The following is a 23,322-nucleotide window of genomic DNA, read 5'->3' on the forward strand; positions in this document are numbered from 1 at the left end:
GGGATTTCACCGAACTCAATGAGGACTCCCATGCGTCTTATCCGCATGTTGTTGGTAACTGCACTGACCTTTTCCGCGATTCCGGCCCATGCCGACAGCAAGGATGTCGCGCGGCTGACCCAGTTGCTGGAGAAATCCCAGACACTGACGGCACGCTTCTCCCAGCTGACCCTGGATGGCAGCGGCACTCAGTTGCAGGAAACCGCAGGCGAAATGGCCTTGCAGCGTCCAGGGCTGTTCAACTGGCACACCGATGCGCCACAGGAACAGCTGATGGTTTCGGATGGCAAGAAGGTTTCGCTATGGGACCCCGATCTTGAGCAAGTCACTATCAAGACCCTGGACCAGCGCCTGACTCAAACACCGGCCCTGCTGCTGTCTGGTGATGTATCGAAGATCAGCGAAAGCTTTGAAATCTCCTCCAAGGAAGCGGGCGGCGTGATCGACTTCGTGCTCAAGCCCAAAACCAAGGACACGCTGTTCGACAGCCTGCGCCTGTCGTTCCGCAACGGCATCATCAACGACATGCAGTTGATCGACAGCGTGGGTCAGCGCACTAATATCCTGTTCACTGGCGTGAAGGCCAATGAGCCGATCGCGGCGAGCAAATTCCAGTTCCAGATTCCCAAAGGCGCTGATGTCATTCAGGAATAAGAGGTTTTAAACGTCGCCCATGGACCTGTTTCGAAGTGATCCGATAGCTCAGCCGCTGGCCGCCCGCTTGCGTGCGACCAACCTGGACGAATACGTCGGCCAGGAGCATTTGCTTGCCCACGGTAAGCCATTGCGTGAAGCGTTGGAGCAGGGCGCCTTGCACTCGATGATCTTCTGGGGGCCGCCGGGCGTTGGCAAAACGACGTTGGCGCGGCTGCTGGCCAAGGTTTCCGATGCGCATTTTGAAACCGTTTCAGCAGTGCTGGCGGGCGTGAAGGAAATTCGCCTGGCCGTCGAAGTGGCCAAGCAGCAGGCCGGGCAATACGGTCGCCGCACAATCCTGTTTGTCGACGAAGTGCATCGCTTCAATAAGTCTCAGCAGGATGCGTTTCTGCCCTACGTCGAAGACGGCACGCTGATTTTCATCGGTGCCACCACGGAAAATCCTTCGTTCGAACTTAACAACGCCTTGCTATCCCGCGCCCGGGTCTATGTGCTCAAGAGTCTCGACGAGTCGGCGCTGCGCAAGCTGGTGCAGCGTGCGCTCACCGAGGACCGTGGGTTGGGTCAGCATCGCTTGAGCCTGAGTGATGAAGGTTTTGCAATGCTGATGGCTGCCGCTGATGGAGACGGTCGACGCATGCTCAATCTGCTGGAGAACGCATCTGATCTGGCTGAAGACGGCTCGGAAATCGGTCTCGACTTGCTGCAAAGTCTGCTGGGTGACAGCCGACGTCGCTTCGACAAGGGCGGCGAAGCGTTCTACGACCAGATTTCTGCGCTGCATAAATCCATTCGCGGCTCCAATCCTGATGCGGCGCTGTACTGGTTCGCGCGCATGATCGATGGCGGCTGCGATCCGTTGTATCTGGCGCGCCGTGTGGTACGCATGGCCAGTGAAGACATCGGTAATGCGGATCCACGCGCGCTGCCGCTGTGCATGTCCGCCTGGGATGTGCAGGAGCGGCTGGGCAGTCCGGAAGGCGAACTGGCGGTCGCGCAGGCGATTGTCTATCTGGCCTGTGCACCGAAAAGCAATGCAGTGTACATGGCCTTCAAGACGGCGATGCGCGAAGCGACCGAGCACGGGTCTCTCGAAGTCCCGCTGCACTTGCGCAACGCGCCGACCAAACTAATGAAACAGCTGGGCTACGGCGAAGAATACCGCTATGCCCACGACGAACCGGATGCCTACGCTGCCGGCGAAGACTATTTCCCTGACGAACTTGAACCGCGCCAGTATTACCAGCCAGTGCCTCGCGGCCTGGAACTGAAAATCGGCGAGAAGTTGCGTCATTTGGCTGCGCTGGACGCAGCGAGCCCCCAGCAGCGGAGAAAGTAGTTGTGATCAGAACGATTCTTGCGGTGTCGGTTGCCGGTATCGCTGGTACATTATTGCGCTTCGCTGCTGGCACTTGGGTCAGCGCGAACTGGCCGCGACATTTCTATACGGCGACGCTGGCGGTCAACATCGTCGGTTGCCTGATTATTGGCGTGCTTTACGGGCTGTTCCTGTTGCGCCCGGAAGTGCCCATCGAGATTCGCGCCGGGCTGATTGTCGGCTTTGTTGGTGGTCTTACGACCTTTTCATCCTTTTCACTGGATACGCTGCGCCTGCTGGAAAGCGGGCAAATGCCTCTGGCCCTGGGCTATGCAGGGATCAGCGTGTTCGGCGGGCTGCTCGCGACGTGGGTTGGCCTGTCCCTGACCAGACTTTGATAGACGAGAGAACGATATGCTCGATTCCAAACTGTTACGTACTCAACTTCAGGACGTAGCGGATCGCCTGGCTTCCCGTGGCTTTACACTGGATGTAGCCCGTATTGAAGCGCTGGAAACCCAGCGCAAGACGGTACAGACCCGCACCGAGCAATTGCAGGCCGAGCGTAATGCCCGTTCCAAATCCATTGGTCAGGCCAAGCAGCGCGGCGAAGACATTGCGCCGTTGATGGCTGATGTCGAGCGCATGGCCGAAGAACTGAGCACTGGCAAAGTGGAACTGGACGCGATCCAGGCCGAGCTGGACGGGATGCTGTTGAGCATGCCGAACCTGCCTCATGAATCCGTGCCGGTTGGCAAGGACGAAGACGATAACGTCGAAGTCCGCACCTGGGGCACGCCGACTGCGTTCGATTTCGCCGTTCAGGACCACGTTGCGCTGGGCGAGAAATACGGCTGGCTGGATTTTGAAACCGCCGCCAAGCTTTCCGGTGCCCGTTTCGCCTTGCTGCGCGGACCTATCGCGCGTCTGCACCGCGCGCTGGCGCAGTTCATGATCAATCTGCACGTCTACGAACACGGTTACGAAGAAGCCTACACGCCGTACCTGGTTCAAGCGCCAGCGCTGCAAGGCACTGGTCAGTTGCCAAAATTTGAAGAGGATCTGTTCAAGATCTCTCGCGAAGGCGAGGCGGATCTGTACCTGATCCCGACGGCGGAAGTTTCGCTGACCAATATCGTCTCCGGCGAGATCCTCGACGCCAAGCAGCTGCCGCTGAAATTCGTCGCGCATACGCCGTGCTTTCGCAGTGAAGCGGGCGCGTCGGGCCGTGATACCCGCGGTATGATTCGTCAGCATCAGTTCGACAAGGTTGAGATGGTGCAGATCGTCGCGCCGGATCAGTCGCAGGCGGCCCTTGAATCCCTGACGGGCAACGCCGAGCGCGTCCTGCAACTGCTTGAGCTGCCTTATCGCGTACTGGCCTTGTGCACCGGCGACATGGGTTTCAGCGCAGTGAAAACCTACGATCTGGAAGTCTGGATCCCGAGCCAGGACAAATTCCGCGAAATTTCCTCGTGTTCCAACTGCGGTGATTTCCAGGCGCGGCGCATGCAGGCTCGCTGGCGCAATCCGGAAACCGGCAAGCCGGAGCTGGTTCATACCCTGAACGGTTCGGGTCTGGCGGTTGGCCGTACCCTGGTCGCCGTGCTGGAAAACTACCAGCAGGCTGACGGTTCGATTCGCGTGCCTGAGGTGCTCAAGCCTTACATGGGCGGTATCGAGGTCATCGGCTAAATGGAATTTCTGCCGCTGTTCCATAACCTGCGTGGCAGCCAAGTGCTGGTCGTGGGCGGTGGCGAGATTGCCTTGCGCAAATCCCGCTTGATCGCCGACGCCGGCGCGATATTGCGGGTGGTCGCGCCTCAAATCGAGCCGCAATTGGCGGAGTTGGTCAAGGGTAATGGCGGCCAGCTGATTCTTCGCGGCTACCGCGAAAGCGATCTTGATGGTTGCGTGCTGATCATCGCCGCCACCGATGACGAGCCGCTCAACGCTCAGGTTTCCGAGGATGCCAAGTTGCGTTGCGTGCCGGTAAACGTCGTCGACGCGCCGGCGCTGTGCAGCGTGATCTTCCCGGCCATCGTTGACCGCTCGCCGTTGGTCATTGCAGTCTCCAGTGGCGGTGACGCCCCGGTTCTGGCGCGGTTGATTCGCGCCAAGCTGGAAACCTGGATTCCGTCGACTTACGGTCAGTTAGCTGGTCTGGCAGCACGTTTTCGCAGTCAGGTGAAGAATTTGTATCCGGACGTCACCCAGCGTCGCGCTTTCTGGGAAGAGGTTTTCCAGGGTCCGATTGCGGATCGACAACTGGCCGGGCAGGGTGCCGAAGCAGAACGGCTGCTGATGGCCAAGGTTGCGGGCGAGCCGCCTCATGCACCCGGCGAGGTGTACCTGGTTGGCGCAGGGCCTGGCGATCCGGACTTGCTGACGTTCCGTGCCTTGCGGCTCATGCAGCAAGCCGATGTGGTGCTTTATGACCGACTCGTGGCGCCGGCGATTCTGGACCTGTGCCGTCGCGATGCCGAGCGAGTCTACGTCGGCAAGCAGCGCGCCGATCACGCTTTGCCTCAGGATCAGATTAACCGTCAGTTGGTGGATCTGGCCAAGCAAGGCAAACGTGTACTGCGCTTGAAGGGCGGCGACCCGTTCATCTTCGGTCGTGGTGGCGAGGAAATCGAGGAACTGGCAGCCCACGGCATTCCGTTCCAGGTCGTGCCGGGTATCACCGCCGCCAGCGGCTGTGCGGCCTACGCCGGGATTCCGCTGACTCATCGGGATCACGCGCAATCGGTGCGTTTTGTGACCGGTCACCTGAAAGATGGCACTACGGATCTGCCGTGGAACGACCTTGTTTCGCCTGCCCAGACGCTGGTGTTCTACATGGGTCTGATCGGTCTGCCAATTATCTGTGAAGAGCTGATCAAGCATGGCCGTTCGGCTGATACGCCTGCGGCGCTGATCCAGCAAGGCACGACGGTTAATCAGCGGGTGTTCACTGGCACTCTGGCTAATTTGCCGCAATTGGTGGCCGAGCATGAAGTCCATGCGCCGACCTTGGTGATTGTGGGCGAAGTGGTCAAGTTGCGTGAGAAACTGGCCTGGTTCGAAGGCGCTCAGGCTTCGGTCTGATGCCGGAATAACAATGCTGGAGTAACAGCGCCGGACACAAAAACGCCGGACTGTTTGAGGCCTCTGATTCGAGAGTCTTCAAGCAGTCCGGCGTTTTTTATTGCCCGGTTTTGTGCCAGATGTTGCGTCCGGTCAAGCGCTCCCGATCATGGGCTGCGCTCAAATCCTGCTGCGGACCTTTAGGCACTATGCCGGTCGGATTGATGGTGCTGTGACTGGCGTAATAGTGATGCTTGATGTGCTCGAAATCGACCGTTTCAGCCACGCCCGGCCATTGATACAGCTCCAGAAGCCAGTTGCGCAGGTTCGGGTAGTCGGCGATACGACGCTCGTTGCATTTGAAGTGGCCGTGATACACCGGGTCGAAGCGCACGATGGTCGTGAACAGGCGGATGTCGGCTTCGGTCAGGTATTCGCCGGTCAGGTAACGTTTTTCCCCCAACAGCACTTCGAGGGCATCGAGTTCAGCGAATACATCGTCGAAGGCTTCCTCGTAAGCGCCCTGCGACGTCGCAAAGCCGGCACGATAAACACCGTTATTCACGGCAGGATAAATACGGTCGTTCAGCTCATTGATCGGCTGCTGCAAGGCGTCGGGATACAGATCCAGGCGATTGCCGGTCAGCTCATCGAACGCAGAGTTGAACATGCGAATGATTTCAGCCGACTCGTTGCTGACGATACGTTGCAGCTTTTTGTCCCACAACAGCGGCACGGTGACTCGCCCAGTGTAATCAGCGGTATCAGCCAGGTAACGCTGGTACAGGAAATTGTGGTTGTCGAGCGGGTCGCCACTGGAGCCTTTTTCAACGTCGAAGGTCCAGCCGTTTTCGCGCATCAACCAGCTGACCACCGACACATCAATCAGGCTTTCCAGCCCTTTGAGTTTGCGATAGATCAGCGTGCGGTGGGCCCATGGACAGGCCAGCGAGACATAGAGGTGATAGCGACCGGCTTCGGCCTTGAAGCCGCCTTCGCCGGAAGGGCCGGGCCTGCCGTCCGCAGTGATCCAGTTACGGCGCTGCGCTTGCTCACGCTGGAACGCCCCGTCTTTACTGCTTTCGTACCACTGGTCGTGCCAGCGCCCTTCTACGAGAAGGCCCATATCTGACTCCCAATTCGTTGATTACGTACTTTGGAGGACAGTTTAGGCCGATTCGTTCGAACAAAAAGCGCAAAGGGTGGGGTGTAACGATCGGTTAAATCGATGTATCTCGATTTGCCCAAAAATGTTCCGCACGTTCGAAGGCTTCTTCTCGCGGTAACCCAAGACCGCGCAAGGCCAGTGCAATGGTGGATATCAGCGCGAGTTGCGGATAGCTGTCCTGCACCTCACCTTTCCACAAAGCGACCAATTGCTGCGGATCCAGCGTTGCCGGCTTCACATGGCGACGATCCGAGAGTGCAGGCCATTCTTCGTCCCAAGGCTGTCCATCGGTGGTGCCATAGAGATGACTGATGGTGTCAGGATTGATTTCAACTTCGCCGCCGTCACCTTTGACTACGATGGTGTGATCGCCAAGCAAGCCACTGGCGTCGCGATGAACGCTCTGATAACCCGGATGAAAAATGCTCTGCAAACCACAACGCGCGCCCAGCGGATTGAGGATTCGTGCCAGCGAGTGAATGGGCGAGCGCAGGCCGAGCGTGTTGCGCAGATCAATCATGCGCTGCAATTGCGGCGCCCAGTCAGCGAGAGGGATGAACGCCAGATTATGTTGTTCAAGCGCGGAGCCGACTGCCTGCCAGTTTCGAGCCAGTGGAATGCCCAGTAATCCCAGTAGCTGTTCGCTATATAAACGTCCGGCGGTATGCGCGCCGCCACCGTGCATCAGCACTTTCACGCCGTTCTGCGCCAGGCATTTCGCCGCCAGCAGATACCACGGCAGATGACGCTTCTTGCCGGCATAGGTTGGCCAGTCGATGTCCACGGGTAGCGGCGGCGCATTCAGCCGTTCGCGTACAGCCTCGGTGAAACCCGCCAGCTCTTCTGCGCTTTCTTCCTTGTGGCGCAACAACATCAGAAAGGCACCCAGTTGCGTGTCTTCGACTTTTTCGTCGAGCACCATGCCCATGGCCTCGCGAGCTTCCTCGCGTGTCATGTTGCGGGCCCCGCGTTTGCCTTTGCCAAGAATGCGCACGAAGGGCGCAAATGGATGCTCAGCGGGAGTTTCAAGTGTTAGCGGGGCGTATTCAGTCATATGCAATTGGTCGGCTTTGGCAGGCCCGCCAGTTTGGCGGCGAGTTTGGCAGGAGTGCCGTTGAACAGGCGATTGAGATGCATGCTATTGCCTTTTTCGGGGCCAAGCTTCAACGCAGTGTATTTGATGAGCGGTCGGGTCGCGGGGGACAACTGGAATTCGGCGTAAAAGTCGCGCAGCGTCTGCAGAATTTCCACATGCTCAGGGCTTAGCTCGATGCCTTCCTGGATGGACAAGGCCTGCGCAACCTGCAGCGACCAGTCGTCGAGATCTGCAAGAAAACCATCCTTGTCCAGGGCAATTGCGCGACCTTCAACGGTTAATCGTTTCATAGCCAGGTATTGACCCGGTCGTAACGGATCGAAAGCTCAACAAATTGTGCATAGTCCACACGCTTTACCCAGCTAGGAACCGTCATGTTGCGCGCCTGAATATCTTCTTCAAGGGCATACAGCTCAAAGGTATTGACGCGATCTTGCAGCGCCTGCAATGGCGCGGTTGCCTGGGTGAGGGCGTAAGTGGCATCGCCGCACAACAACAGTGCATCGTTGCTGCCAAGCAGGCGCAAACAGCTGGTCAAGCGGCTGTCGGCGAATGGGGAGTGAGATAACACATGTAAGGTGGCCATCAGATTGTGATCACGTGGTCGTAGCGGTCGATGAGTTCGGAAATATCCTGCTCCTGGGGAAGCTGGCGGATAGTAATGTTCAAGTTGCCGGGAAACATCCCACGCTCCGCAAGGCTTTTCCCACAGGCAAAAATATCTTCGATGCCAAACATCTCCAGTGCCTTGAGATTTGCCGTGAGGTCTTTCTGTTGCAAGGAGGCCGCGTCTTGCGCTTGATTCAGTTGAAGAACGCCGTCATCCATGAACAGCAGCCCGATCGGCAAATCGTAAGCGCCGCCTGCCAGCACGACGTCCAATGCTTCGCGCGCGCTCAATCCAGACCAGGGCGCCTGACGGCTGATCACCAGTAAAGACTTGGCCATCTCAAGGCCCTCCGAAACAGATAAGGCGATCGGCTGACTGCGCGGCGTCGTGCAACTGACCCAACCCGGAAAGCTCCCAAGGCGCGGTGAGATTGGCTGAAGGTCGCTGATAGCGCTGCGCTTCTTCTTCGTTCAACACCCCTCGGCGTAAAGCCGCCGCGATGCAAACGACACCATCAAGCTTGTTCTCGCTGACGAATTCGCGCCATTGCGCAGCGATGTCCTGTTCGTCCTGGGGTGCGACGACGTTGGCAGAAGCGCTGTAGACGCCGTCCTGGTAAAAAAACAGCCGCACGATTTCATGTCCACCCGCAAGCACAGCTTGGGCAAACAAAAGTGCCCGGCGAGAAGAGGGCGCATGTGCGGCGGAAAAAAGGGCAATGGCGAACTTCATGGGATGCTCGTTCAGAGAAACTCCGGCAATGATAAAGAATTCACAGGCTCTAGACAGCAAAAAGCCCGCGATGCGGGCTTTTTGTTGACGCTTGACCATCTATCAATCGTCGCGGCTCATGATGCCGAAGATTTGCAGCAGACTGATGAACAGGTTGTAGATCGATACATACAGGCTGACGGTCGCCATGATGTAGTTGCGCTCGCCACCGTGAATGATCGCACTGGTCTGGAACAGGATGCAGACGGAAGAGAACAGCACAAAACCCGCGCTGATCGCCAGTTGCAGCCCGCTGATCTGGAAGAAGAAGCTCGCCAGCGTCGCGCCCAGCAGCACGAAGAAACCGGCAGTGATGAAGCCACCAAGGAAGCTCATGTCCTTGCGGGAGATCAGCACGTATGCCGACAAGCCACCAAACACCAGCGCCGTCATGGCAAACGCCGAGCTGACAATTTCAGCACCGCCAGCCATGCCCAGATAACGATTGAGGATCGGGCCCAGCAGGAAACCCATGAAACCGGTCAAGGCGAAGGTCGAAACCAGGCCCCATGCGGAATCACGCAGCTTGTTGGTGAGGAAGAACAGGCCGTAGAAGCCGATCAGCACCACAAAAATGTTGGGATAGCCCACACGCATCTGCTGGGCGACAAAAGCCATGACGCCACTGAATGCAAGGGTTAGGGCCAGAAGGCCGTACGTGTTGCGCAGGACGCGGCTAACCTCTAGCTGATCGGCCTGCACGCCGTTATTAACTGCGTAATCCTGTTCGCGCATGGCGAAACTCCTAGTGGTTGAAATGTTGAGTTGCAAAGATCATAACAGAGAGCCCGCAAACGGCTACCCAGAGAGTTTGACAGCGTGTTTCATTCGGGTATTATGACGCCCGCAATGCAAGTGGAGATATGGCCGAGTGGTTTAAGGCAGCAGTCTTGAAAACTGCCGACTGTAACAGGTCCTAGAGTTCGAATCTCTATGTCTCCGCCACTTTTTAAACGCTAAAGCCCTGAGATTTCAGGGCTTTTTCGTATCTGGGGTTTGGTGGCGATTTGGCGGGTAAACCCGTAAACGTTCCGCATTATTCCAAAGCCGTTCCGCATCGCCTCTTTACCTGTCGAACATAAGGCAGTAGTGGATCAGTTGATCTTCTACGCTTTGTTTTTGCGCCAGGATCAAGCCCACCACTACCAGTTGCTCATTCTCGAAAGGTTCGTAAAAAATTCGATAGCCGTCGTGGTTCAGCTCTCTGTACTGGGTGATGCCGAAGAGGCTAGCCTGGGAGCTAATAGGGTAGGCGAGTGGGTTGTTTGAAAGCAGGGCTTCGACCTCGACAATCAACCGAGATAGCTTCTGTTGTGCCCCAGCATTGCCAATGTGAGGCTGAAGATGGGTGATCTGCGAATACAGGCTTTGCTCAGCAGTTGAAGCGTACTGGATCTTAAACTTCGCCATCGTTTTCCTCTTGGTACTGATGGCAACGCTGGGCCAGGCGATTCAAGAGGGTGTCGCCCGAAATGAGTTTTCCCTGCTCCTTGTCGCGGGAGGCAAAAGCCATGAGCTTGATCAGGGCTACGGCCTCATCCCGGCGCTTGCGCTCTGCGTAGGACTCGATCACATAAGCGGGAAGGCCATTTTGCGTCACCACCATGGGTTCGGATACGTCCAGCGTTGCTGCGTTCTTCTTCAGGTAGCTGATAGTTTCGACTCGCATAAGTCGGTGCCTCTGACAATTTATAGATAAGCCATGCCGACCCTCTCATGGGGTACGGTGCTGGTCCTGATGGCGAGGACTGGTCTGATAGTAGTCCAAATTTGGACCATGGTAAACGATCAGACATTGCGCAGGGGTATGCCTTTATTTATGTTGTGCGGTTACTGGTCTTCAGTCGACGGACTCCGAGTCAGAATGCGATGCTCAATGCTGAAGAGCTTGGAGTCACCTCTAAAAACGTCAATGAGATGAAGAAAGGATCGACCAATCCCGATATAGCAGGGGCGGGTAACGAATTGATAACCAGAGTGCGCCACTTTCGACTGCACTAAGTTGCCGGTCTTTCCGCTACGGCTCCAACATCAGTTTGCGCCAGACGATTGTGGGAGCTGGTGCTGAAGGTTTGAGATTTGATGTTGGCTGGAGTGCCCCGTGCTTGGGAGTGGGCAGCGAATCAGGCCATTCTGATACATCCCTGACATCGGCCCTTTCAGATGCCTCGTCTGGCAACCCGACCGTTGGGTCGATCAAGAAATGTTTTTCGGCAATTTTATCCATTTCACTTTCTTCATTTTCTCGAGAGCGTGTCTGGAGTCGGGTCAGATCAGCCTGATCACTACCTTGCCTTTTGCTCTTCCTTGTTCGACATAGCTCAAAGCCTTGGCTGTCGACTCGAAAGAGAAGGTTTGGTCGATCACCGGCTTTATAATTCCGGACTCGATGAGTGCCGTTATTTCGCCCAGCTGAGCACCGCTCTGACGCATATAGACAAACGCATATCTGACATTTTTTTTGCGCGCCTTTCTGCGGATGCTGCTGCTCAACACACGCATGACCAGGCCGAATACCCAGGACAGCCGTTGCTCTTCAGCGAACTCTGGCGTCGGCGGCCCGGAGATTGAAATGAGCTGGCCACCAGGCTTGAGAATGCTGAGCGATTTTTCCAGCTCATCAGCGCCCAGGCTGTTCAATACGACGTCGTAGTCCTGCAGGACGCTTTCGACCTTTTGCTTCTTGTAGTCGATCACAATGTCCGCTCCCAGCGCCTTGACCCATTCAACATTGTTTGTGCTGGTGGTTGTCGCGACAAAGGCGCCCAGATGCTTGGCGAGCTGGATAGCAATGCTGCCGACGCCACCGGAGCCGGCCTGGATGAAGACCTTCTGGCCTTTTTTCAGCTTGGCGGTTTCAACCAGCACCTGCCAGGCCGTGAGCGCAACCAGTGGGAGCGAGGCGGCCTCTTCCATGCCGATGTTTTTGGGTTTCAGCGCAAGTGCTTCTTCGGGCACCGCGATCAGCTCGGCAAATGTGCCGATGCGCTGTTCAGGAGGGCGCGCATAAACCTCATCACCCGGCTTGAAGCGCCGCACAGCGGAGCCCACGCCAACCACCACACCAGCCAGGTCATTGCCCAGTATCAACGGGAACGAATACGGCAGGATCAGTTTGAATTCGCCTCTCCTGATCTTCGAATCGAGCACGTTGACGCTGGTCGCATGCACTTGAACAAGAACGTCATGGGCACCCACGTCAGGGGCGGGTACCTCGCTTATGCGTCCATTGTTTTTACCGTAACGGTCGATGGTAAATGCCTTCATGTTGATTCAACTCTCATCGCATTGGCTCGCGGCATCGACGAATCCTGTGGGTGATTGTGGTTGAGGTCTCGAATCATGAGTTGTCATGTTGGGCAGGCGCTCTTGCACAAGCACCTGCTTCGCGATGTTTTACTGTTTGGCTTTGTAGCGCTCGGCGACTTCGGCTTGCCGAATCTGCGATAGCAAACCCTGGCGCGCAGCCTGCAAGGCATCCCAGCAGTCGGCATCCTGCAGTGGCGGGATAGTCACCGGCTCGCGACGATCAAAACCGACCAGCGCCGCATCGACCAGATCACCCACTTCCATGACGTCAGTCAGGGTGTTGATGTCGATACCCGCTCGCTCCCAGATTTCGGTGCGGGTGGCTGCTGGCAAAACGGCTTGCACGTAGACACCTTTGGGCGTCAGCTCCAGGCTCATGCCCTGTGACAGAAACAGCACGAAGGCCTTGGTCGCACCGTAGACCGTCATGCCGAACTCAGGCGCCAGGCCAACAACCGAACCTATGTTGATAATCGCGCCGTCCCCAGCTTGTGCCAGGCGTGGGGCGATGGCGCTGGCAAGCCTTACCAGTGCAGTAGTGTTGAGCGTAACCAACTGAGCAACGCTGTCGGTGGACTGTTCGATAAAGCTGCCGGATTGTGCTGCGCCTGCATTGTTTACCAGGATGCCAATACTGGAATCATCGCGCAGGCGTTTTTCCACCGCCGTCAAGTCGCCGCTTTGGGTCAGGTCGGCCTGGAGCACATCAACGGATACATTGTGTGTTTCACGCAGTTGCGCCGCGAGGGCGTCCAGCCGATTTTTGTCGCGGGCTACCAGTACCAGACTGTGTCCGCGTTGCGCAAAGCGCTCTGCATAGGTGGCGCCGATGCCAGTGGAGGCGCCGGTAATCAGAACGGTAGTAGGGTTGATCATGGCAAGATTCTCTGCTGTAGATATCGATTGGCGATTCACATGTATCGCTCGGAAGGCGAGCAACAGTGATTTTGTCAGTGGTTTTGGTGGGCGCTCTCGGTAAGCGTCGGGTAGTCGATGTAGCCGTCTGCGCCGCCGCCGTACAAGGTGGCAGGGTCGAATCCGGATAAAGCGGCATCGGTCTTGAGTCGCTCGACCAAATCAGGGTTGCCAATAAACGGACGTCCAAAGGCAATGAGATCGGCCTTGCCTTCGATCAGCGTCGAGGTGGCCAGATCCAGGTCGTAGCCATTGTTGGCGATGTAGGTATTTTTGAAGCGTTGACGCAAGGAGTTGAAGTCAAAGGGCGCCACGTCGCGAGGTCCGCCGGTTGCGCCTTCGACCACATGCAGGAAAACCAGGCCCAAGGCGTCGAGTTGATCGACGAGGTAGTCGAATTGAGCTTGCGGGTTGGTACTGCAAACATCATTGGCGGGGGAGACTGGAGAGATACGAATACCCGTTCGCTCAGCACCGATTTCGCTGACTACGGCCGCTACGACTTCAAGTAGAAAACGAGCACGATTTTCAACCGAGCCACCGTAGGCATCGGTGCGCACATTCGCTCCGTCCTTGAGGAACTGGTCAAGCAAATAGCCGTTCGCGCCATGGATTTCTACGCCATCAAAACCCGCAGCAATCGCGTTTGCTGCGGCTTGGCGAAAATCCTTGACGATCCCAGCGAGCTCGCCGATTTCGAGGGCTCGAGGTTGCGAAACATCCACGAAGTTGTTGTTAACGAAAACCTTCGTCGATGCGCGCAGCGCAGAGGGTGCTACCGGAGCTGCGCCATTTTCCTGGAGGTCAACATGGGACACTCGCCCGACGTGCCACAGCTGCAGGAAAATACGTCCGCCCTTCGCATGGACGGCTTCTGTGACTGCACGCCAAGCCTCTATCTGCGCTTGGGTATAAATCCCTGGCGTATCTTGATAGCCCTGTCCTTGCTGTGAGATCTGAGTAGCCTCGGAAATCAGCAGGCCGGCGGAAGCTCGCTGGCCGTAATAGGTGGCAGCGAATTCGCTCGGAACAAAGCCCGCTCCAGCGCGGTTTCGCGTCAGTGGCGCCATAACGATTCTATTGGAAAGCGTCAGCGAGCCGAGGTTGTACGGCTCAAACAAAGTCTTGTCGTTCATATGGATTCCATAATCGTTAATCAATGACGCGATCTGCGCCGTGCTGGTAGAGATTCGCCAATGCAGATTTATAATGTCGATCGTAATCAAAGATGTCAATGGTTTTGATTATGACTGACATCAGAGTATAGTCAGGCCATTGTTTTATCAGGCAGAGGGGCGCGAAATGAAGATCACCAAGACCCAATCACTCGCCAACCGAGCTCGTATTGTGGAAACGGCTTCAGAGCTATTTCGTGAGCGTGGCTACGATGGTGTGGGTGTGGCGGAGCTGATGGCCACTGCCGGTTTTACCCAAGGCGGCTTTTACAAACACTTCGGTTCCAAAGCGGATTTGATGGCCGAGGCAGCTGAAAAAAGCCTGTCGCAATCTCTCGCCAGCTCCTGCGACCTCGACGTTGCGGGCTTCATCGATGTGTACGTGTCGAGAGATCACCGAGACGGCAGGGGAGGAGGTTGCACCATGGCGGCGCTGTGCGGTGACGCTGCCCGTCAGTCAGATGAGTTGAAGGCAACGTTTGTCAGCGGAATTGAAAATACGCTGGCAGCACTCGAGGAAAAGTACCATGCGGGTCTGGATGCGCCGCAGCAAGACATTCGAGCAAAAATGATCGACCTGCTCGCGCATGCAATAGGTGCGGTCATGTTGTCGAGGGCCTGTCCGGATGACTCTCCTCTGGCAGAGGAAATACTTGAGGTTTGCCGTGCCGAGCTAATGAAGTCGTTACCATCGGGTGAGCAAAAAACAGCAGATGAAGTGCAAGACGGGGTTTGATTCAGCGCGCGGAACAAGCATTGCCGTCAGCTATGGATGGGCAGCGCCAACCCGAAAAGTACAAAAAATCCACCACAGACTTTATTGAATCGGCGCCCGGTTCGAGCCAGCCAAGGTCTGACTCGGTGTGCTGCGCTGGCCACCAAATACTCAACGACGAATTCCACGACTGCGTAGGTCAGCGCAATGGTGATCGTCTGCGCGATGATGCTTCTGTGCGGATCCAGGAAGGGTGGAATAAACGCGGTGAACAGCAGCAGTGCTTTGGGGTTTGAAATGGCCGACACCAGCCCTTGGCGGAACAGCGACCAACGTCGGAAGCTTGTAGTCCCGGGCGCATCAAGGCTGACGGGCGCAGACCGCCACAGCCCGAAGCCCAACCAGATCAGATATAGCCCGCCGACCACCTTCAAGGCTGTGAACCAGGTGGCCGACGCCTGGATCAGTGCGCCCAATCCCAAGGCGCAAAGCGAAAGCACGACGGCAAAGCCAAGCACGCCGCCCGTGATGGTGAACAGCGTTTTGCGACTCCCGTGAATGGCTCCATGGGTCAGCACCAATAGCGCATTGGGCCCTGGTACTACCGCTATGCCGCAGCAGGTAAACAGATAGAGCAACCAGGTCTCGAATGGCATGATCAGATCCAGAATAGGTTGATTCAGGCCGGCATCCTGCAGGTGAACAACCGTCATGAAAAGCGCATAATTCACGTCATAGCCATTCGATTAACGAATAGAGGTAACCGCGATGCCTGCCAGCGATTTGCAGATCGATTGGCTCAAGTGCTTTGTGGCAGTGGTGGATGCGGGTTCGCTATCTGGCGCAGCCCACGAGGTCAACAGATCGCAGTCCGCCGTCAGCATGCAGATGAAGAAACTGGAGGCCGCGCTTGGACGGCAGTTGTTGAGTCGTGGCCCGAGGCACCTTCGACTGACGGCTGACGGCCAGACGCTGCTGACCTACGCCCGTCGCATACTCGCCCTTCATGCCGAGACTCAAGCGGCTTTTCACGGGGAAGAATTAACCGGACGAATTCGCCTTGGCGTCGCTGAGGATTACGCGGCACGGTATCTCACGCCGGTGCTGAAGCGTTTTTCGCCACGCTACGCAGGCGTGGAAATAGAACTGACCTGTGAGCAATCGACCACGCTTATCCCGCGTGTACGAAGCGGTGATCTTGATCTTGCGCTAGTGTCCAGAGACTCGCCTCAAGGCGGTACATTTCTCTTCAAGGAGCCCATGGTTTGGGTTGGCTCACCACAATTCGAGCTTTGGAGGCGAGACCCGGTGCCTATCGCAGTCTACGAAAGTGAAAGCCTGGCTCGGCATTATGCGGTGAATTCACTGACCCAACAGGGACGCCAATTCAAGGTGGTATACAACAGCTCCAGTCTTGCTGGCCAAGTGGCCGCAGTTGAGGGTGGGCTCGCTATCGCCGCGATCACTCAGTGCACTGTGCAGGCATCGCTTCACGTTTTGGGTAGTGAACACGGCTTGGGAAACATCGAACCTATGGAAGTTTCGATTCTACGTAGCCGAGCCTCTCGCGGGTCTAAAGCGGTCAATAGCCTTCATGCTTTCATCATCAGCGCGCTGAGACTTCAGGCGTAGCCAATTTCCTTGGCAAGCCCTGGCAGGCAAGTAAGAACATCCTTCAAATAAGCATCCGGATCATGCCCGTTGAGCATCCGACTCTGGACAATTAATGACTGCAGTGGCTAAGTCTCACCGCATCTGACTCAATGCCTGGCGTGGATCGCCGCCTTGCGGCCCCATTGCTTGTTTACGTACCGTACAGGAGACCCATTTTGAGCGTGCCAGAAACAAGAGTCATACGCCGCAAAACGTTGCACAGCGAAATCGTCGACCACCTGCGGGACATGATTGTCAGTGGCGAACTGGGGCCGGGACAAAAGATTCCGGAAAAGGAGTTGTGCGCGCGTTTTGATATTTCCCGCACCCCGCTGCGCGAGGCACTCAAAGCGTTGGCGGCGGAGGGCATGATTGAACTGCTGCCCCAACGAGGTGCCCGGGTAGTCACCATCACGGACGAAGAATTGCAGGAGCTTTTTCCGATCATTGCCAGCATGGAAGCGTTGGCGGGCGAGCTTGCTTGCGAGGTGATCACGGATGCGCAGCTTGAGGCTATTACGGCCATGCACCTGGAGATGGTCGTCGCGTATCGAGAATCCCGCCATCTCGACTACTCGCGCCTCAACCGTGCCATCCATTTCGCGATTTTCGAGGCTGCCGGCAACGCTTCGTTACTGAGCTTGTACCGAAACCTTGAGCTGCGTATTCGCAATATTCGTCACACCGTGCGCCAGTTGCCGTCTGACTGGAAAGAAGCGGTCAGCGACCACGAGAAAATCCTCAAAGCGCTCACGGAGCGTGATCGCAGTCGCTTGGCCAAAGTGATGCGCGAGCATGTGATGAACACCGCGAAAACCGTTCGCCATTCCATCGACGAACTGGTCGCCAGCTAGCTTTCGTATTTCCACCAAGCCCCAATATTGAGTATTAAATTCTCGAAATTTGCGCGCCATTAGTGAGCATGTTCGGCGAAAATAGCCCTAAATGCGTGCAAATAAAATGAATTCATTATTTATTATTCTTTTTTGTTGACCTTTGCGACCGACGAAAGCCAGCATGCTTGCGCAATGTCACTGGCGGCTCGTCGACCCCTTCAAGGGCTGGTAGCCGAAAAGCAATCACTACCCAAAGGGCAACTCATGAAGAAGACGCTGACCACTTCGTTATTGATGTTCATATGTGCAGGTGGGGCCGCCCATGCAGAAGACGGCACGCTGACCAAAGTCGCCGAGCTGGGTGAGATCACTGTGGGTCACCGCGATGGGGCGGTTCCGTTTTCCTACTACGACGACAAGCAGCAGCCGATCGGTTATGCGATGGACCTCTGCGCAAAAGTTGTGGATGCCGTGAAGATCAAGCTGAACAAGCCTGATCTGAAGATCACCTACATGCCAGTCACTGGCACCACGCGCATGCCGTTGCTGGCCAATGGCACCATCGACATGGAGTGCGGCACTACGACCAACAATGCCGAGCGTCAGAAGCAGGTCACGTTCTCCACGACCAACTTCGTTGCCGGGGTACGCATCCTGTCCAAGAAAAGTGCGCCCATCGACACCATGGCCGGGGCAAAAGGCAAGACCATCGTCACGTTGGCTGGCACCACCAGCGTCAAAGTGATCAACACCGCCAACATCGAACAGAATCTGGGTCTGACGATTCTGACCGCCAAAGACCTGGCCGAAGGCATGCTCACCCTGGAAACCAATCGCGCCGCCGCACTGATCTTTGATGACGTTTCGCTCGCGGGTGCTGCGGCTTCCTCCAAGGCACCGGCAGACTACGTGCTTTCCGGCCAGGCGCTTTCGGTTGAGCCTTACGGCATCATGCTTCGTCGCAACGACGAAGCATTCAAGACGCTGGTGAATCAGACCCTGGCAGGTCTCTACAAGACGGGTGAGATCGATGCGATCTACGCCAAGTGGTTTACCCAGTCGATCCCCCCAAGGGGCATCAACATGAATTTCCCCATGTCGAGCCAGCTCAAGAAGGTGATCGCCCACCCCACCGACGATTCGAATCCCGATCTCTATCGCTGATCAAGGCATTAGCCACGGGCCGGGCGCTTGCGTCCGGTCCAGGGTTCCAACTGCGCTGGGCGGGAAAAACTGATGAGCTACAACTGGAATTGGTGGATTTTCTTCGAGCCCTCTCTGGACGGCACCCATACCTATCTTGAAACCTTGATCTGGGGCGCCGGCTGGACCGTCGCGACAGCCCTGGGTGCATTCACAATCGCCTTGAGCCTGGGCTCGATTGTCGGCGTGGCGCGTACCTCGCCATTGACCTGGATGCGAGCGCTGGGCACCGGTTTCGTCGAGGTATTCCGTAATGTGCCCCTGCTGGTGCAGATGTTCCTCTGGTACTTCGTGCTGCCGGAACTGCTGCCCCGCGACCTCGGTACATGGCTCAAGCAAGTGCCCAATGCGCAGTTCTACACAGCAGTCATTTGCCTGGGTTGTTACCACGCGGCGCGTATGGCCGAAGTGGTGCGGGCGGGGCTGGAAAGCCTGTCTCGTGGACAACGAATGGCAGGTCAGGCGCTGGGGCTGAACCTGGTGCAGACCTACCTTTACGTTCTGTTGCCGATGGCCTACCGCATCGTGGTTCCGGCCATTACCTCTGAATTTCTCAGCTGCACCAAGAACACCTCCGTCGCCCTCGCCATCGGTCTGATGGAACTGACCGGCAGCGCCCGCGCGATGCAGGAAAACAGCTTCCAGATTTTCGAGGCTTTTACCGCCGCGACCACGCTGTATCTAACGCTGAACCTCATCATTGTCTTTGCCATGCGCGCCATCGAACGACGTTCCGTCGTACCCGGCTATGGCTCGATCAAGAAGGCAGGCTGACCATGCTAAGCGGATTTGATCTACAGGCCGTCGTCAATGCCTTGCCGTATCTGTTCCTGACGGGAATGTCGTTCACCTTGACGCTGACCTTGTTTGCCACCTTGGGCGGCATCGTCTTCGGCACACTGCTGGCGCTTATGCGGTTGTCGAACTATCGGGCGCTGTCCCGGATTGCCGCAGGCTACGTGAACCTGTTGCGCTCGTTGCCGCTGGTGCTGGTGATCTTCTGGTTCTACTTCCTCATGCCGTATCTCGGACAGTGGGCGACGGGCGCATCGCGACCGATGCGGATCGATCCGTTCTGGTCCTCGGTCATCACCTTCACGCTGTTCGAGGCCTGCTACTTCTGCGAAATCATCCGGTCCGGCATCCAGTCCTTGCCCAAGGGCCAATCGCTTGCGTCCCAGGCGTTGGGTATGACCGGCAGCCAGAGCCTACTGTATGTAGTGCTGCCGCAAGCATTGCGCAACATGCTGCCGCTGCTGCTTACACAGACCATCATCCTGTTTCAGGACACCTCACTGGTGTACGTACTGTCCATCACCGACTTCCTCGGCGCCACCGCGAAGATCGCGCAGCGCGATGGCCGCCTGCTGGAGATGTATATCTTCGCAGCGCTGGTCTATTTCGTGATCTCCCTATTCGCTTCCCACGCAGTGCGCCGCCTCCAGCGCCGTGTTGCGATCATCCGTTAAGAGCGCACGACCATGATTACGATCAGCGACGTCTGCAAATCCTACGGCCAGTTTCAAGTGCTCTCGCATTGCACCACCTCCGTCGCCAAGGGCGAAGTGGTGGTGGTGTGCGGGCCTTCAGGGTCTGGCAAATCAACCCTCATCAAGACCGTCAACGGCCTTGAGCCGATCGACAGTGGCAAGATCATCATCGATGGCGTCAGCGTAACGGGCAGTGACACCAATCTGTCGATCCTGCGCTCGCGGGTCGGCATGGTGTTTCAGCATTTCGAACTGTTCCCGCATTTGTCGATCATCCAGAACCTCATGCTCGCCCAGGTCAAAGTGCTCAAGCGTTCGAAGTCCGATGCACATAAAAAAGGCATGGCGCTGCTCGAACGGGTAGGGCTTACGGGCCACGCTCATAAGTTTCCGGGGCAGCTTTCCGGCGGACAGCAGCAACGTGTGGCTATTGCCCGGGCGCTGGCGATGGATCCGGTAGCCATGCTGTTCGACGAGCCGACATCGGCCCTCGATCCGGAAATGATCAATGAAGTGCTGGATGTCATGGTCGAACTGGCCCGGGAAGGCATGACCATGATGGTCGTCACCCATGAAATGGGCTTTGCCCGCAAGGTCGCCAATCGGGTGATCTTCATGGACCAGGGCGAGATTGTCGAAGACACCGACAAAGATGCGTTTTTCGGTCAGCCGCGCAGCGAGCGTGCCCAACAGTTTCTTTCTAAAATTCTCGTGCACTAAGGAGCCCGGCAACATGGAAATTCTTAATGAGCAGCGGTTGCTTGAGCAGGCGCTCGGACGTAGCGCTGCCCTCAACGATGGACGCCTCATGTTGTATGCCGGTGCCAATCTGCCCAGCCCTGAGGCGCAACAGGCTTATTCCCCGACATTGAGTGCCTATCCGGCCATGGGGCCGAGCTTTTCCAAGGAGCAACCTGATACCGACGTGGTTTCCGGGTTGGAAGTCGCTGTGCGAGACCGTATTTGCGCGCTGTTCGGTGCCCAATGGGCCGAACCTCGCTTGCCGAGCTGCACCATCGCCAACCTGGCGGTATTTCATGCGTTTTCCAAACCCGGAGATTTGCTGCTCGCACCAGCAGCAGCCCAGGGCGGGCATTTGAGTCAGCGTCGCGGCGGCACGCCGTCGCTGGCGGGGCTTGAGGTCGAGGATCTTCCCTTTGATACGCGCCGATGTGTTCTGGATGCGAGCCGTGCGGCTGAACGGGTGCGTGAGCGTCGCCCGACCCTGGTAATGCTGGGGCGCTCGGTGATAATCAAGCCTGACGACATTGAGCCGGTGGTCGAAGCGGCCAGGGAAGTGGGCGCAAAGACCATCTTTGACGCATCCCATGTTTCCGGTCTTATCGCGGGAGGTACCTTTCCCAATCCACTGGCGCTTGGGGTCGATGTCTTGACCAGTTCGACTTACAAAACACTGCCGGGTCGTCCCCATAGCCTGATTGCGGGCCGCGATCCTGCGGACGGTGAGCGTTTGGCAGCCCTCATCGACCGTGCCTTACTCGCCAACTACGACGCGGGCAAGCTACCTGCGTTTCTGCACACGCTGCGCGAAGTAGAGGCCAAGGGTAAATCCTACGCCGAGAAGGTATGCGCCAACTCCCAAGCGCTGGCTCAGGGGTTGCGTCAGCGTGGTGTTGCGATCATCGCACCGGCAACCGATGAAGTGTTCACCCATCAGATACTCATCCCGATGACAGCTGACGTGTTGGCACCCGTGGTTATGGCGGCTTTGGAAGGCCAGGGAATTCTGGTCGGTACTTGTGCCGATCCTACTTCGCCTGGCAACTACGCACTGCGTGTCGGCACCCAATTCATCACTGCGCAAGGTCAGGACTCGGATATGAACTCAATCGCACAACGGCTTGCGGGTGCGCTGAAGATCAGTGCAAATGGGCGAATGACCGCTGTTTGGTAATAAGGAGTCAATCTCTCAGACCCATCGACTGCCCGCGTTCTTTTCCAGCCCGCGACTATGCTGTGGGGAGTCTTGAATCAGATATCGCGACAAGCCTCGGCAAAAATCCAGCCGGTTGTGGTTGCTGGTGACGGTTTTATGCTGGGGCTGGGTGGGGTATTGGTTGCTCAAGTAATACCCCGATCTGCAAACCCGCAGGCTTTCCATCCCCTTGCGCCAAAACCAAGTATCGTGAATGTTCCGCGCAGCTTTGATAGATTCACTGCGCTAACAGCCTGCTTTCACAGCAGTTTCAGATACCAAGCTTCAGATTCGGAATGTTCATGGCGAAGAAACCCGCAGCATCCCCCATTGATTTGTCGTCGGCTGCAACCAGGAAAGGCTCCAGCCTGACATTGATTGATGTGGCAAAGGTTGCAGGTGTCTCACCCATGACCGTCTCCCGAGCATTGCATCGACCGGAACTGGTAACCGAAGAAACCCGGGAAAAGGTCCGCGAGGCTGTGCGCAAGACCGGTTATGTGTCGAACATGCTGGCTGGCGGCCTGGCCAGTAACAAAAGCCGGCTGGTGGCGATTTTCCTGCCGACCATTGCCAACTCGATTTTTGCCGACACTGTGCAATCCCTGATGGATCGGCTGACCGAAGCCGGGTATCAGACGCTGCTGGGCCTCACCGGCTATTCCGCAGAGCAGGAAGAAAAGCTCCTTGAAGCGGTGCTCGGCCGCCGTCCGGATGGCATCGTTCTGACCGGCACACTGCACACCGAATCCAGCCGTTTGCGCCTCGCTCAGGCAGGTATTCCCGTGGTCGAAGCCTGGGACTTGAGCGAAGACCCGTTGGACATGCTGGTGGGGTTCTCTCATGAAAAAGTGGGGGAGGAGACCGCGCGACATCTGGTCGCCAAGGGCTACAAACGGTTTTCAGTGGTGACCATCAGTGACCCGCGTGGCTTGCGCCGTTGTAATAGCCTGATTGCCGAGCTCAAACGGCTGGGTATGGACGAAGTGCCGATGGAGGTTCTGGCTCCGCCGGCAACGCTTGAAGTCGGACGGGAAGGGCTTCGCCGGCTGCTGGAACAGCCCGTGCGGCCGGACATCGTTGTGTGCAGCTCCGATACCGTGGCCCAGGGTGTGCTGGCGGAAGCCGCCAGTCGTGGCATGCAGGTGCCCTCGGATCTCGCGGTCATGGGCTTCGGCGATCTAAGCAGTGCGGCGCAGGTATATCCAGCCTTATCGACGGTCAGCGTTGACGGCAGAAGAATCGGCCTGCAAGTGGCCCAAGCGCTACTTGAGCGCTTCGCCTATCCCGCAGGCAGCCACGACCCGGTACGCATTGATACCGGTTTTACCCTGATCGACCGAGCCAGTACCTGACCAAAAATCCGCAAATGTTGATTCCCTGATAGTTGAATGATTGCGC

General features: G+C 57.0%; 29 protein-coding genes and 1 tRNA gene. 15 read left to right on the forward strand and 15 right to left on the reverse strand.

Features of this window, described 5'->3' with window-relative positions; translation table 11 throughout:
- Window positions 1-30: 30 nt before the first annotated feature.
- From lolA to cysG, 5 genes are read left to right on the forward strand one after another with little or no spacing between them, the layout of a single operon-like run.
- Window positions 31-654 carry an outer membrane lipoprotein chaperone LolA gene (gene lolA, locus AFK24_RS14085; RefSeq protein ID WP_065833783.1) on the forward strand — a complete coding sequence of 208 codons (624 nt, stop codon included), beginning with the start codon at window positions 31-33 and terminating at the stop codon, window positions 652-654.
- Between the two features lie 19 nt (window positions 655-673).
- Window positions 674-1,996, forward strand: a complete 1,323-nt coding sequence (locus AFK24_RS14090) for a replication-associated recombination protein A (RefSeq protein ID WP_065833784.1) — start codon at window positions 674-676, stop codon at window positions 1,994-1,996.
- Window positions 1,997-1,998: 2 nt separating this feature from the next.
- Window positions 1,999-2,373 (forward strand): fluoride efflux transporter CrcB, encoded by a 375-nt coding sequence (crcB, locus tag AFK24_RS14095; RefSeq protein WP_020290224.1) that lies wholly within the window; start codon window positions 1,999-2,001, stop codon window positions 2,371-2,373.
- Between the two features lie 16 nt (window positions 2,374-2,389).
- Entirely contained in the window at window positions 2,390-3,670 is a 1,281-nt protein-coding gene (serS, locus tag AFK24_RS14100) for a serine--tRNA ligase (RefSeq protein ID WP_065833785.1), read from the forward strand.
- Window positions 3,671-5,065: a siroheme synthase CysG gene (gene cysG / locus AFK24_RS14105; RefSeq protein WP_065833786.1), complete on the forward strand. Its 1,395-nt coding sequence runs from the start codon at window positions 3,671-3,673 to the stop codon at window positions 5,063-5,065.
- 97 nt (window positions 5,066-5,162) lie between these two features.
- On the opposite strand, the gene AFK24_RS14110 is transcribed toward cysG, so the two are convergent.
- The 7 genes from AFK24_RS14110 to AFK24_RS14140 all read right to left on the reverse strand — a co-directional run bounded on the left by AFK24_RS14110 (window position 5,163) and on the right by AFK24_RS14140 (window position 9,424).
- The gene (locus AFK24_RS14110) at window positions 5,163-6,170 is read right to left on the reverse strand and encodes a glutathione S-transferase family protein (RefSeq protein WP_065833787.1); all 1,008 of its coding nucleotides are present in this window, start codon (window positions 6,168-6,170) and stop codon (window positions 5,163-5,165) included.
- 94 nt (window positions 6,171-6,264) lie between these two features.
- Complete coding sequence (locus AFK24_RS14115; RefSeq protein ID WP_065833788.1) at window positions 6,265-7,266, reverse strand: glycosyl transferase family protein; 1,002 nt, start codon at window positions 7,264-7,266, stop codon at window positions 6,265-6,267.
- Window positions 7,263-7,598, reverse strand: a complete 336-nt coding sequence (locus tag AFK24_RS14120) for a TusE/DsrC/DsvC family sulfur relay protein (RefSeq protein WP_065833789.1) — start codon at window positions 7,596-7,598, stop codon at window positions 7,263-7,265. Before AFK24_RS14120 ends, AFK24_RS14115 begins: the two co-directional genes overlap by 4 nt.
- Window positions 7,595-7,894: a sulfurtransferase complex subunit TusB gene (gene tusB, locus AFK24_RS14125; RefSeq protein WP_065833790.1), complete on the reverse strand. Its 300-nt coding sequence runs from the start codon at window positions 7,892-7,894 to the stop codon at window positions 7,595-7,597. The genes AFK24_RS14120 and tusB overlap by 4 nt, the downstream gene beginning before the upstream one ends.
- Window positions 7,894-8,256, reverse strand: coding sequence for a sulfurtransferase complex subunit TusC (tusC, locus tag AFK24_RS14130; RefSeq protein WP_065833791.1), 363 nt, complete (start codon window positions 8,254-8,256; stop codon window positions 7,894-7,896). Before tusC ends, tusB begins: the two co-directional genes overlap by 1 nt.
- 1 nt (window position 8,257) lies before the next feature.
- Entirely contained in the window at window positions 8,258-8,650 is a 393-nt protein-coding gene (tusD, locus tag AFK24_RS14135) for a sulfurtransferase complex subunit TusD (protein ID WP_065833837.1), read from the reverse strand.
- A 102-nt stretch (window positions 8,651-8,752) separates the two neighbouring features.
- On the reverse strand, window positions 8,753-9,424 hold the full coding sequence (locus AFK24_RS14140) for a Bax inhibitor-1/YccA family protein (protein ID WP_020290233.1): 672 nt from the start codon (window positions 9,422-9,424) through the stop codon (window positions 8,753-8,755).
- A gap of 122 nt (window positions 9,425-9,546) precedes the next feature.
- On the opposite strand from AFK24_RS14140, the gene AFK24_RS14145 reads away from it, so the two are divergent.
- Window positions 9,547-9,634 (forward strand) — tRNA-Ser (locus AFK24_RS14145).
- Window positions 9,635-9,754: 120 nt separating this feature from the next.
- Here AFK24_RS14145 and AFK24_RS14150 read toward each other — a convergent pair.
- From AFK24_RS14150 to AFK24_RS14170, 6 genes are all read right to left on the reverse strand, one after another.
- Window positions 9,755-10,099, reverse strand: coding sequence for a type II toxin-antitoxin system RelE/ParE family toxin (locus AFK24_RS14150; protein ID WP_065833792.1), 345 nt, complete (start codon window positions 10,097-10,099; stop codon window positions 9,755-9,757).
- Window positions 10,086-10,358 carry a type II toxin-antitoxin system Phd/YefM family antitoxin gene (locus AFK24_RS14155; RefSeq protein WP_065833793.1) on the reverse strand — a complete coding sequence of 91 codons (273 nt, stop codon included), beginning with the start codon at window positions 10,356-10,358 and terminating at the stop codon, window positions 10,086-10,088. Before AFK24_RS14155 ends, AFK24_RS14150 begins: the two co-directional genes overlap by 14 nt.
- Window positions 10,359-10,706: 348 nt before the next feature.
- Window positions 10,707-10,916 carry a hypothetical protein gene (locus AFK24_RS30765; RefSeq protein ID WP_139110506.1) on the reverse strand — a complete coding sequence of 70 codons (210 nt, stop codon included), beginning with the start codon at window positions 10,914-10,916 and terminating at the stop codon, window positions 10,707-10,709.
- A 41-nt stretch (window positions 10,917-10,957) separates the two neighbouring features.
- Window positions 10,958-11,956, reverse strand: coding sequence for an NADP-dependent oxidoreductase (locus tag AFK24_RS14160; RefSeq protein ID WP_065833794.1), 999 nt, complete (start codon window positions 11,954-11,956; stop codon window positions 10,958-10,960).
- Between the two features lie 129 nt (window positions 11,957-12,085).
- A complete protein-coding gene (locus AFK24_RS14165) occupies window positions 12,086-12,874 on the reverse strand; it encodes an SDR family NAD(P)-dependent oxidoreductase (protein WP_065833795.1) in 789 nt (262 codons plus the stop codon).
- A gap of 74 nt (window positions 12,875-12,948) precedes the next feature.
- A complete protein-coding gene (locus AFK24_RS14170) occupies window positions 12,949-14,049 on the reverse strand; it encodes an alkene reductase (protein ID WP_065833796.1) in 1,101 nt (366 codons plus the stop codon).
- A gap of 166 nt (window positions 14,050-14,215) precedes the next feature.
- Here AFK24_RS14170 and AFK24_RS14175 point away from each other — a divergent pair, with 166 nt between their 5' ends.
- Window positions 14,216-14,824, forward strand: a complete 609-nt coding sequence (locus tag AFK24_RS14175; RefSeq protein WP_065833797.1) for a TetR/AcrR family transcriptional regulator — start codon at window positions 14,216-14,218, stop codon at window positions 14,822-14,824.
- Window positions 14,825-14,850: 26 nt separating this feature from the next.
- Here the strand turns inward: AFK24_RS14175 and AFK24_RS14180 are convergent, their stop codons facing one another.
- Entirely contained in the window at window positions 14,851-15,459 is a 609-nt protein-coding gene (locus AFK24_RS14180) for a LysE family translocator (RefSeq protein ID WP_065833838.1), read from the reverse strand.
- A gap of 112 nt (window positions 15,460-15,571) precedes the next feature.
- Between AFK24_RS14180 and AFK24_RS14185 the strand changes: the two genes are divergently transcribed.
- The 7 genes from AFK24_RS14185 to AFK24_RS14215 all read left to right on the forward strand — a co-directional run bounded on the left by AFK24_RS14185 (window position 15,572) and on the right by AFK24_RS14215 (window position 21,900).
- A complete protein-coding gene (locus AFK24_RS14185; protein WP_065833798.1) occupies window positions 15,572-16,435 on the forward strand; it encodes a LysR family transcriptional regulator in 864 nt (287 codons plus the stop codon).
- A 131-nt stretch (window positions 16,436-16,566) separates the two neighbouring features.
- A complete protein-coding gene (locus AFK24_RS14190; RefSeq protein ID WP_240500387.1) occupies window positions 16,567-17,310 on the forward strand; it encodes a GntR family transcriptional regulator in 744 nt (247 codons plus the stop codon).
- A 246-nt stretch (window positions 17,311-17,556) separates the two neighbouring features.
- Window positions 17,557-18,456, forward strand: coding sequence for a transporter substrate-binding domain-containing protein (locus AFK24_RS14195; protein ID WP_065833800.1), 900 nt, complete (start codon window positions 17,557-17,559; stop codon window positions 18,454-18,456).
- A gap of 72 nt (window positions 18,457-18,528) precedes the next feature.
- The gene (locus tag AFK24_RS14200; protein ID WP_065833801.1) at window positions 18,529-19,269 is read left to right on the forward strand and encodes an amino acid ABC transporter permease; all 741 of its coding nucleotides are present in this window, start codon (window positions 18,529-18,531) and stop codon (window positions 19,267-19,269) included.
- Between the two features lie 2 nt (window positions 19,270-19,271).
- Window positions 19,272-19,964, forward strand: a complete 693-nt coding sequence (locus AFK24_RS14205; RefSeq protein ID WP_065833802.1) for an amino acid ABC transporter permease — start codon at window positions 19,272-19,274, stop codon at window positions 19,962-19,964.
- Between the two features lie 12 nt (window positions 19,965-19,976).
- Window positions 19,977-20,705: an amino acid ABC transporter ATP-binding protein gene (locus tag AFK24_RS14210; RefSeq protein ID WP_065833803.1), complete on the forward strand. Its 729-nt coding sequence runs from the start codon at window positions 19,977-19,979 to the stop codon at window positions 20,703-20,705.
- 13 nt (window positions 20,706-20,718) lie between these two features.
- Entirely contained in the window at window positions 20,719-21,900 is a 1,182-nt protein-coding gene (locus AFK24_RS14215; protein WP_065833804.1) for a PLP-dependent transferase, read from the forward strand.
- Between the two features lie 292 nt (window positions 21,901-22,192).
- Here AFK24_RS14215 and AFK24_RS31580 read toward each other — a convergent pair whose 3' ends face one another.
- The gene (locus AFK24_RS31580) at window positions 22,193-22,333 is read right to left on the reverse strand and encodes a hypothetical protein (RefSeq protein ID WP_240500388.1); all 141 of its coding nucleotides are present in this window, start codon (window positions 22,331-22,333) and stop codon (window positions 22,193-22,195) included.
- Between AFK24_RS31580 and AFK24_RS14220 the strand changes: the two genes are divergently transcribed.
- The gene (locus AFK24_RS14220) at window positions 22,332-23,276 is read left to right on the forward strand and encodes a LacI family DNA-binding transcriptional regulator (protein ID WP_240500389.1); all 945 of its coding nucleotides are present in this window, start codon (window positions 22,332-22,334) and stop codon (window positions 23,274-23,276) included. The genes AFK24_RS31580 and AFK24_RS14220 overlap by 2 nt on opposite strands.
- Window positions 23,277-23,322 lie beyond the last annotated feature (46 nt).

It is taken from the genome of Pseudomonas syringae (genome assembly GCF_001698815.1).
GTDB classification, from domain to species: Bacteria; Pseudomonadota; Gammaproteobacteria; order Pseudomonadales; family Pseudomonadaceae; genus Aquipseudomonas; species Aquipseudomonas syringae_A.

Excerpts from the sequence above, each read along its gene's own strand:
- AFK24_RS14210 (WP_065833803.1), top strand. The coding sequence starts at position 19,977 with ATGATTACGATCAGCGACGTCTGCAAATCCTACGGCCAGTTTCAAGTG.
- AFK24_RS14215 (WP_065833804.1), top strand. The coding sequence starts at position 20,719 with ATGGAAATTCTTAATGAGCAGCGGTTGCTTGAGCAGGCGCTCGGACGT.
- AFK24_RS30765 (WP_139110506.1), bottom strand. The coding sequence starts at position 10,916 with ATGGATAAAATTGCCGAAAAACATTTCTTGATCGACCCAACGGTCGGG.
- AFK24_RS14195 (WP_065833800.1), top strand. The coding sequence starts at position 17,557 with ATGAAGAAGACGCTGACCACTTCGTTATTGATGTTCATATGTGCAGGT.
- AFK24_RS14120 (WP_065833789.1), bottom strand. The coding sequence starts at position 7,598 with ATGAAACGATTAACCGTTGAAGGTCGCGCAATTGCCCTGGACAAGGAT.
- tusC (WP_065833791.1), bottom strand. The coding sequence starts at position 8,256 with ATGGCCAAGTCTTTACTGGTGATCAGCCGTCAGGCGCCCTGGTCTGGA.
- AFK24_RS14180 (WP_065833838.1), bottom strand. The coding sequence starts at position 15,459 with ATGCCATTCGAGACCTGGTTGCTCTATCTGTTTACCTGCTGCGGCATA.
- cysG (WP_065833786.1), top strand. The coding sequence starts at position 3,671 with ATGGAATTTCTGCCGCTGTTCCATAACCTGCGTGGCAGCCAAGTGCTG.
- AFK24_RS14090 (WP_065833784.1), top strand. The coding sequence starts at position 674 with ATGGACCTGTTTCGAAGTGATCCGATAGCTCAGCCGCTGGCCGCCCGC.
- AFK24_RS14110 (WP_065833787.1), bottom strand. The coding sequence starts at position 6,170 with ATGGGCCTTCTCGTAGAAGGGCGCTGGCACGACCAGTGGTACGAAAGC.
- AFK24_RS31580 (WP_240500388.1), bottom strand. The coding sequence starts at position 22,333 with ATGGGTGAGACACCTGCAACCTTTGCCACATCAATCAATGTCAGGCTG.
- lolA (WP_065833783.1), top strand. The coding sequence starts at position 31 with ATGCGTCTTATCCGCATGTTGTTGGTAACTGCACTGACCTTTTCCGCG.
- AFK24_RS14165 (WP_065833795.1), bottom strand. The coding sequence starts at position 12,874 with ATGATCAACCCTACTACCGTTCTGATTACCGGCGCCTCCACTGGCATC.
- AFK24_RS14220 (WP_240500389.1), top strand. The coding sequence starts at position 22,332 with ATGACCGTCTCCCGAGCATTGCATCGACCGGAACTGGTAACCGAAGAA.
- AFK24_RS14150 (WP_065833792.1), bottom strand. The coding sequence starts at position 10,099 with ATGGCGAAGTTTAAGATCCAGTACGCTTCAACTGCTGAGCAAAGCCTG.
- tusD (WP_065833837.1), bottom strand. The coding sequence starts at position 8,650 with ATGAAGTTCGCCATTGCCCTTTTTTCCGCCGCACATGCGCCCTCTTCT.
- AFK24_RS14205 (WP_065833802.1), top strand. The coding sequence starts at position 19,272 with ATGCTAAGCGGATTTGATCTACAGGCCGTCGTCAATGCCTTGCCGTAT.
- AFK24_RS14200 (WP_065833801.1), top strand. The coding sequence starts at position 18,529 with ATGAGCTACAACTGGAATTGGTGGATTTTCTTCGAGCCCTCTCTGGAC.
- serS (WP_065833785.1), top strand. The coding sequence starts at position 2,390 with ATGCTCGATTCCAAACTGTTACGTACTCAACTTCAGGACGTAGCGGAT.
- tusB (WP_065833790.1), bottom strand. The coding sequence starts at position 7,894 with ATGGCCACCTTACATGTGTTATCTCACTCCCCATTCGCCGACAGCCGC.
- AFK24_RS14175 (WP_065833797.1), top strand. The coding sequence starts at position 14,216 with ATGAAGATCACCAAGACCCAATCACTCGCCAACCGAGCTCGTATTGTG.
- AFK24_RS14155 (WP_065833793.1), bottom strand. The coding sequence starts at position 10,358 with ATGCGAGTCGAAACTATCAGCTACCTGAAGAAGAACGCAGCAACGCTG.
- AFK24_RS14170 (WP_065833796.1), bottom strand. The coding sequence starts at position 14,049 with ATGAACGACAAGACTTTGTTTGAGCCGTACAACCTCGGCTCGCTGACG.
- AFK24_RS14190 (WP_240500387.1), top strand. The coding sequence starts at position 16,567 with ATGCCTGGCGTGGATCGCCGCCTTGCGGCCCCATTGCTTGTTTACGTA.
- AFK24_RS14140 (WP_020290233.1), bottom strand. The coding sequence starts at position 9,424 with ATGCGCGAACAGGATTACGCAGTTAATAACGGCGTGCAGGCCGATCAG.
- AFK24_RS14115 (WP_065833788.1), bottom strand. The coding sequence starts at position 7,266 with ATGACTGAATACGCCCCGCTAACACTTGAAACTCCCGCTGAGCATCCA.
- AFK24_RS14185 (WP_065833798.1), top strand. The coding sequence starts at position 15,572 with ATGCCTGCCAGCGATTTGCAGATCGATTGGCTCAAGTGCTTTGTGGCA.
- AFK24_RS14160 (WP_065833794.1), bottom strand. The coding sequence starts at position 11,956 with ATGAAGGCATTTACCATCGACCGTTACGGTAAAAACAATGGACGCATA.